General features: G+C 65.3%; 6 protein-coding genes and 2 pseudogenes. All 8 read right to left on the bottom strand.

Annotation, left to right across the window (positions count from 1 at the left end; translation table 11 throughout):
- A partial coding sequence (locus ABD679_RS10960; RefSeq protein ID WP_344760028.1) for a type VI secretion system Vgr family protein occupies nucleotides 1–1,029 on the bottom strand: 1,029 nt, incomplete at its 3' end.
- Nucleotides 1,030–1,409: 380 nt separating this feature from the next.
- Nucleotides 1,410–1,913 (bottom strand): annotated as a pseudogene (locus tag ABD679_RS10955) (contractile injection system protein, VgrG/Pvc8 family); the annotation flags it as partial.
- A gap of 66 nt (nucleotides 1,914–1,979) precedes the next feature.
- Nucleotides 1,980–2,818 (bottom strand): annotated as a pseudogene (locus ABD679_RS10950) (IS3 family transposase); the annotation flags it as partial.
- 112 nt (nucleotides 2,819–2,930) lie between these two features.
- The gene (locus tag ABD679_RS10945) at nucleotides 2,931–4,652 is read right to left on the bottom strand and encodes a T6SS phospholipase effector Tle1-like catalytic domain-containing protein (protein WP_344760026.1); all 1,722 of its coding nucleotides are present in this window, start codon (nucleotides 4,650–4,652) and stop codon (nucleotides 2,931–2,933) included.
- Nucleotides 4,636–5,211, bottom strand: coding sequence for a DUF3304 domain-containing protein (locus ABD679_RS10940; RefSeq protein ID WP_344760025.1), 576 nt, complete (start codon nucleotides 5,209–5,211; stop codon nucleotides 4,636–4,638). Before ABD679_RS10940 ends, ABD679_RS10945 begins: the two co-directional genes overlap by 17 nt.
- A gap of 95 nt (nucleotides 5,212–5,306) precedes the next feature.
- Nucleotides 5,307–5,831 carry a DUF3304 domain-containing protein gene (locus tag ABD679_RS10935; RefSeq protein WP_344760024.1) on the bottom strand — a complete coding sequence of 175 codons (525 nt, stop codon included), beginning with the start codon at nucleotides 5,829–5,831 and terminating at the stop codon, nucleotides 5,307–5,309.
- 56 nt (nucleotides 5,832–5,887) lie between these two features.
- Nucleotides 5,888–6,688, bottom strand: coding sequence for a DUF4123 domain-containing protein (locus tag ABD679_RS10930; protein ID WP_344760023.1), 801 nt, complete (start codon nucleotides 6,686–6,688; stop codon nucleotides 5,888–5,890).
- 2 nt (nucleotides 6,689–6,690) lie between these two features.
- Nucleotides 6,691–7,580, bottom strand: an 890-nt coding sequence (locus tag ABD679_RS10925) for a DUF2345 domain-containing protein (protein ID WP_344760022.1), incomplete at its 5' end; no start/stop codon positions are given.

Below are 7,580 nucleotides of genomic sequence, written 5' to 3'. Positions count from 1 at the left end.
GATCTCGGCCGGTGGCGCGTCCGCGCCCGGCGCCGTCGGCGCCTGCGACAGCCGGAACCAGGTGCCGGCGCGGAAGCTGCGCGCCGTGCCTTGCCCGAACCAGCCTGCAGCCGACGCCTCGCGCGCCTGTGCCATCAGGCCGGCGTAACGATCGGCCTCGGCCGCGCTGGCGAACGCATAGGCGCCGCCCGGGTCGTAGGCTTCCAGCGGTGACGGCGGCTCGAACCCGGCCTGCAGCGGCAGTTGCGCCGTGTTCGCCCGCACGGTCTTGTAGTCGTGGCCCAGGACCGTCAGCCGGTCCGCGCCGATGCGCTGCCGCCGGCCGAAGGCTTGCAGGCTGTCCGCCGACTCGGTCGCGTCGCTGCGGTGGAAGCGGATCCCGCCGCCGACGGCCGAGAGGACATCCTCCGGCTGCGCCGCGCTGTCGGCAAACAGCACCAGCCGATGTCCGGCGGCCGCTTCGGGGTCTTCTTCCAGCCGCCAGCCCAGGCCCTCCTCGGCCAGCAGGCGGCTGACGAAGTCAAAGTCGCTCTCGCGGTACTGCACGCAGTAGCTGCGCTCGCGCTCGCCCAGGAACGGGCCGACCTCATCGCCCAGCTGCCAGGCCGCCAGCGGTGCGTAGTCGGCGAACACCGCCTCCACGATCCCGACCACGCTGCGGTCCTGGAACACCCGGCTGTGCCGCCCTTGCGTCAGCAGCCACGTCCACGGCACCAGGCAGATCCGGTAGCGCGCCAAGCCACCGTCGCTCCCGAGGCATGCCGCCTCGCGCACCAGGCCGCTGCGCGTGCAGTCGCTGCCGTCGGCAAGGCGGGTGACCAGCCGGGCCGGCTGGCCCAGCCACGCCTCCAGGTCCAGCGTCGCGTCGGTCGCCAGCAGGTCGACCCACCATGCGAACCCCTGCGACAGCGACTCCTGCCCGCACCAACGCTCCACCAGCAGGTTCGTCGCCTGCGGCAGCTCGATCCGGTAAAGACGGGTGGCATCGTCGATGCCAACCAGTGACGCCAATGCATCCTGCAGATCCATCGTCCTTTCCCCTGGCCGTCAATCCGTCCTGTTCTGACCACCCGTCGCCATACCTGCCGGTATGGCTCCATGGCACATCCTAACCAAAAAAGCCCGGCGACGGCTCATGGACTCTTCCAGCCGGCCTGCCCCCACCTAATGCGAGAACCCGGTCGCACAATACGACTGCTGCCCCGAGTTCCCTCGAAAGCCCGGGCCCGACCTCACTGCCTTGCCCCTTGTGCCCTCGAGGTCGGCAGGGAGCGGAAATCAAACACGCTGTCGCCGGCCGAGCGGACGTCCTCTGGCTGCGCCGCGCTGTCGGCAAACAGCACCAGCCGATGCCTGACGGCCGATTCAGGGTCTTCTTCCAGCCGCCAGCCCAAGCCTTCCTCGGCCTGCAGCGGCAGTTGCGCCGTGTTCGCCCGCACGGTCTTGTAGTCGTGGCCCAGGACCGTCAGCCGGTCCGCGCCGATGCGCTGCCGCCGGCCGAAGGCCTGCAGGCTGTCCGCCGACTCGGTCGCGTCGCTGCGATGGAAGCGGATCCCGCCGCCGCCGGCCGAGAGCACGTCCTCCGGCTGCGCCGCGCTGTCGGCAAACAACACCAGCCGATGTCCGGCGGCTGCTTCGGGGTCTTCTTCCAGCCGCCAGCCCAGGCCCTCCTCGGCCAGCAGGCGGCTGACGAAGTCGAAGTCGCTCTCGCGGTACTGCACGCAGTAGCTGCGCTCGCGCTCGCCCAGGAACGGGCCGACCTCATCGCCCAGCTGCCAGGCCGCCAGCGGTGCGTAGTCGGCGAACACCGCCTCCACGATCCCGACCACGCTGCGGTCCTGGAACACCCGGCTGTGCCGCCCTTGCGTCAGCAGCCACGTCCACGGCACCAGGCAGATCCGGTAGCGCGCCAGGCCACTGACGTCCTCCCCTTAACTGGTCCGGCCTGAACTGGAAAATTCGGCGTTTTGGTTGAGGGCCAGGGCCAGGGAGATGAACTCACTGCCGTTGTCCGTTTGGATCCGCTGCGACAGGCCGCGCTGGTGCTTCAAGCGCTCCATGACAGCAACAACATCCTTGCCCTTGAACTGTGCATCGACCTCGATGGCCAAGCATTCCTTGGTGAAATTGTCCACGACCGTGAGCGCCCGGAAGCGGCGGCCATCGAACAAAGCATCGGCCACGAAGTCCATGCTCCAACACTGGTTCGGTGCCGCCAATACCACCCGCTCGAGCCGATGTGCCGCTGCCTTGCGTCGTCGCGGACGCTTGCGACGCAGGTTGAGGCCAGCTTGTCGATACAAGCGGTAAACGCGCTTGTGGTTGATCAGCCAACCCTCCCGCCGTAGCAAGACGTAGATCCGCCAAAAGCCGTAACGCACGCGCGTGGCAGCAATCTCTTCCATGCGCCGCAGCAACGGAGCATCATCCTTCTCCTTGGGTTGGTAGTACCAGCCAGCTCGACTCTGGCGCACCACAGCACAGGCACGTCGGACGCCGACCCGATAGCGATCTACAAGATGGCCCACGAGCGCCTTGCGCTGCGCGGGCCTTAGAGCTTTTTTGCCAGGACGTCCTGCAGCATGGCCTTGTCCAGGCTCAGGTCGGCCACCAGCTGCTTGAGCTTGCGGTTCTCATCCTCAAGCTGGCGCAGCCGCCGGAGCTCCGATATGCCAAGCCCGGCGAACTTCTTCCGCCAAGCATAGAACGTGGCCTGCGAGATGCCAATCTTGCGGCAAACCTCCTCGACCGACGTACCGGTCTCAGCCTGCTTCAGGGCGAATGCGATCTGCTCCTCGGTGAACTTCGACTTCTTCATGGCGACGGGCCTCCTTGGGCCTGAGTGTCGCCGAATCCTCTAGTTCTGGCTGGCCCAATTTATCGGGGGGACGTCACAGTCGCCCACACCCCGTCAGTGTCGACCGCCCTTTTCACCCCATCGGCACCACTGCCGGTCCTTTCGAGCCGACGGACGCCAGCATCACGCCATCCGCCGCCTGAGAATCATCCCGCTGTTGCCGCAGGGTGAACCGCTTGTCGGTACCGCGATAATGCACACGCCAGCGCAGATAGCCTTCCGACTCCCAGCCGCCCCCGTCCAACACCGGCACGCCAAAATCCATCGGCCTGAACCCGGCGAAAGAATCGTGGCAATAGTTTGAGAACAGGTATGCCATCGCCTCGGGTACAGCCAACGTCTTGATTCGGCTCAGTATCTCGGGCGCTTCCGGAGCCAGGTCGTCGTAGTTGCGACCGATTACCCAGCGCCCGACGGGTCCCGTCACGATTTCGGCAGCCCGGGCGCCCCAAGTCGGCGGATTCTCGATCGACTCGATGTCGGCGAGCAGCGTTGCATTTGCGCCGACGAGGTCCCCTCGATCCTTCGCATCCGCACGCTGCGTTGCGGGCAGTTCGTTGAAACGATGGCGCACTTCATAGCGCCACGCCAGATAGGGCAACAGCCACTCGCGTGTCGACTTCGCACCTCCGGCTGCCGCCTTCCAGGCGTCATAGGCTTCGCGCAGCTTCGGCGCGACAACGAAAGGATCATAACCATCCACCGCTATCGACAGCGTTTTGTCCAAGGGAACCTTGGCAGCGACTGCGGCGTCGTACATGTCGTTGAGCGGAATCTGCGACAGCTTGTGGTCGTCACCAGGCTCGCGCCCCTGCTCGCCTGGTGCATAACCTCCGCCCAGGTCGGAATGCATGCCCGGATAGATGTACTGCCGGCAGTTCTGCTGCAGGGAGCCATCCTCCAGGCGCACCATGTCCAGCGGGAACGACGGCCTGTTCTCGTGTGCGGAAATGTAGTGCTCGCAGTTCTGCACGCGCGACGGGATACGCAGCATCGGCGCATCCGCCCAGCTCAGATGACCATCGGTGAATCCGGTGGCGGAAGCAGGCATGCCAACCGATGCCACTGTGTCGAAGATGCCCAGGAACCGGACCTGCGCCTTCACGCCGAACAGGGTGCTGCCCGAGAACAACTCGTCCAGCCAGTTGCAGAACGTCCGCGCCTCGGCTGCCCCGCGCGAGAACCCGAACACGTCGATCATCACTTCGACCAGCCGGGGTTTGTTGGAGCCGGCGATCTTGTCGGCCAGTTTCTTACCCTGGGTTTTCAGAAAGACACTGCGGTTGCCGAGGCCGGACGGCCATCCGCTGACCAGGCCGCCACGCAGGCCGAATGGCCGCAGCAGCTCCACGTCTTCCGTGTAGTCCAGGCTGCAAAGAAGCTTGACGACCTCGGGCTGGAACATGACATCGCCGCGGTGATCGGCTGCTTCGTGCATGGAATTCAGCACATGCAGCAAGCCAAACAGGATGCGGCCTTCGCCACCATCGCCAAAGCCCAATCCCGACTTGCTCTCCAGGGCGTCCTCCCCGATTTCCGGGAAACGGGTTCCTACGCCAGGAATGTACATACGATAGTAGCCAGCCCCTGGCTGATCCGGATAGCTACGGAACAGACGTGCCACATTACTATCACTGCGACCGGGTTCGTCCCGGTAGCGGTTGTTTCCCGTGCCGTCGAAGAACACGCCGATATGGGCACGCACCTCGCAGTTCTCGGGATTGCAGGCCTGGGTGGGCCGAACGGGCGTGACGCCCTGTACGCCGCCAGGATGGCTTTCAGCGACTCCGTCCATCATCTGCTTCCTTGCTTGCGTCCTCGACTTCCCGGAATAGGGGTTCGCCCTCGGAACGCGGGTACATCTTCCAAGGTTCCTTCTGGGGAATGGGGTCATGCGGTCCGGGGTAGTCGGCATGCTGCTTCCACGCGGCCAGGTTGGATGACACGACCCGCACCGAACCATCTTTCAGAAAATGCACCCACAGCCGCCCGACTTCATCGTAGTGTTCCACCGGCACCGTCGCCTCGTGCATGCTGTAGGTCTTGTCCCGCCAGTTGGTGATTCCCCAGCGCACCTGCACCGTCAGGCCCGGCCGCCAGCGCGCGGGGAGCATTGCGCAGCAAACGGTACTGCCACCTTTTCCCGCCTGTGCGGCGTTGTATCCATTCACCCAGAAGTCCTGGATGCTCAAGTGATCCGGCAGGTGGTCGATCCCGGTGATACCCACACCCACCATCTCGTCCTGCGGCAGCCGCGCGTCGCAACCGGTCGCCATCAACGCAAGCAGCATGGCGAAGAGCAGACGAACCCAATTGGCAGCCAGCGAACTGCACGAGCTCGCGGCCTGATCCAAACTCTCTCCCCGACATGTTCGCCAGACCATCAATTCCGACTTTCCCACTTCAAGCCTCCTGCGACCCTGCGGACACTACGAACGTACGACGGGGTTCAGTGATCACGTCCATCATCTGCTTCCTTGCTTGCGTCCTCGACTTCCCGGAACAGGGGTTCGCCCTCGGAACGCGGGTACATCTTCCAAGGTTCCTTCTGGGGAATGGAATCCGTAACTGGGTGTTTGTTATCCGGGTGATCAACAGGCACACCGTAATTGGATGACACGACCCGCACCAAGCCATCCTTCAGAAAATGCACCCACAGCCGCCCGACCTCGTCGTAGCGCTCCACCGGCACCGTCGCTTCGTGCATGCTGTAGGTCTTGTCCCGCCAGTTGTCGATCTCCCAGCGCACCTGCACCGTCAGGCCCGGCCGCCAGTGCGCGGGGAGCATCGCGCAGCACACCGTCCCGCTTCCCTGCCCTGCCCGAAAGGCGTTGTATCCATTCACCCAGAAGTCCTGGATGCTCAGGTGATCCGGCAGGTGGTCGATACCGGTGATGCCCACGCCCACCATCTCGTCCTGCGGCAGCCGCGCATCGCAGCCGGTTGAAGCAAGGACCAGCAGCAAGATGACCAAGGGCCATCTCCAGCGAATTCGCCTCCCCGGCGCCATCGATGCATGCGCAGGGTTCTTCATGCCGGGGTTTCATGCGCACCGACAGCGGGCTTCCAGGCATAGAGCGGCTCCATATCGCCGCGCTCCGCCGCCGTGCGCACGACATCCCCGAAAGAGGAATCGCCAAGGGCCGCGCCCGAAGTCCGCAAGGCCGCGGTTCCGACCGCCAACTGCAGCGGCGGCGACCACATCCGCAGTTCTTCCAGAAACCGCAGCGCCTGCTGCGCCCATACGTGGAGTTGCGCAGCATCTCCTTTCTCTATCAGTGCAGGTTCGTCTTCGATCACGTCTGCAAGCAGTTGGTCCGGGCGTGAAAGGCGAAGCAACTCCCGCCCCTGTCCTTCCGAAAGGCGCAGCGCGCCCTGTGCTGAGGGTACGCCGGGATGTTCAAGGACGATGCGTCCGCCGTCACGCCCCCGAATTTCCCACCGCTTAACCGGCCCGAAGACTTGGGCGACCTGCCTCGGAGTCAGTACCCGCATCAGGTTCTCCAGCACCCGAGTATCGACGTAGCGGAGAAAATGCTGACGATGTTCAGTCAGCTGGACGTGCCTGATCGACCAGAAGTGCAGTGCCAATTGCGAAAGTCCAACCGATGCCTCGACGCGGGATACCGCATGGCTCCTCGGGGGCCTCATCTCCCACGCCACCGCTGCATCCAGCAATTCCGTGTCCGCTTCCGCTATGACCGGCCCCATTCGCGCGGCGGCTTCTCCCAGCGGATCGTAGATTCGGCGACAGGAACGGTCGCCCAAGATTTCTGCGGCTCCGCCCTTGGTTTCAAGCTGGGCGCCATCCAGAAACAGGAAATCCGGCATCGTCAACCTGCCCCATCAGCGGGAACCACCGGCGCTCCCCTGCTTGCGGCCCGAAGGAAGCAGGACAGGCAGAACTCCGACTCGTTGAATTCTGGCAAGGGATAATCCAGTTTCGTCGGCCCCACGAAGTTCTTCTTGCCCGCATGCACCTTGATCGTGCCCGGGCACGCAATGACGATGTTGCCGTCCTCGATCGTCAGGCTCGCACCGCCCGCCGTGGCCAGGTGCACGGTCTTGCCCGCCGCCAGCTCCACCTCGGCGTTGGCGCTGACCACCTTGAGCTGGTCCCGGCTGCGCAGCCGTGCTTCGTCGTTCTGCGCCTGCACGTCCAGTTCGCCATTGCCCGCCACGATGCTCAGCGCGGTCTCCTCCGATTGCCCCTCCACCGCCGCGGCCAGCAGCCCGATCGCCTGCCCGCTGTGCACCCGCAGGTGGCCGGCCACGGCCAGGTTGCTGCCCTGGCCGCTGGCCAGCGTCAGCGTCTCGCCCGCGCTCCACGTCAGGCCCTGGCCGGCGACCAAGCCAATGCCCGCCGGCGCCGCCAGGCCCAGCAAGGCGTCACCGCTGTGCGGGACACGGCCGTCGGCCGCCGCGGGACTGCGCTCGGCGGCGCTGCCGCGGGCCTGCTCGTAAGCCTCACCCGGCACCGTGGTCTTCACGCTGGTCAGGAAGGCCGGTAGCGGGGACTGGTCTTCAATGAGGTGTGAGGCGCTCTTCGACTCGACGCCTTCGTGCCCGGCCAGCTTCACCGTCTGGTGCGTGGTCGCCGCTTCGGAGAACGTCTGGCCCAGCGTCTTGAGTTGGGTCAGCAGCGCCGTCGGGCCCACGGCGTCGCCCGCCGGGGTCTCCCCCGCCGTGCCGTACGCGCTCAGCCATAGCCCCGACTGCGCCC

Source organism: Luteimonas lutimaris, assembly GCF_039537065.1.
GTDB classification, from domain to species: Bacteria; Pseudomonadota; Gammaproteobacteria; order Xanthomonadales; family Xanthomonadaceae; genus Luteimonas; species Luteimonas lutimaris.
Note: the sequence above shows the minus strand (reverse complement) of the source record. Positions and strands in the feature narration are given on the sequence as shown.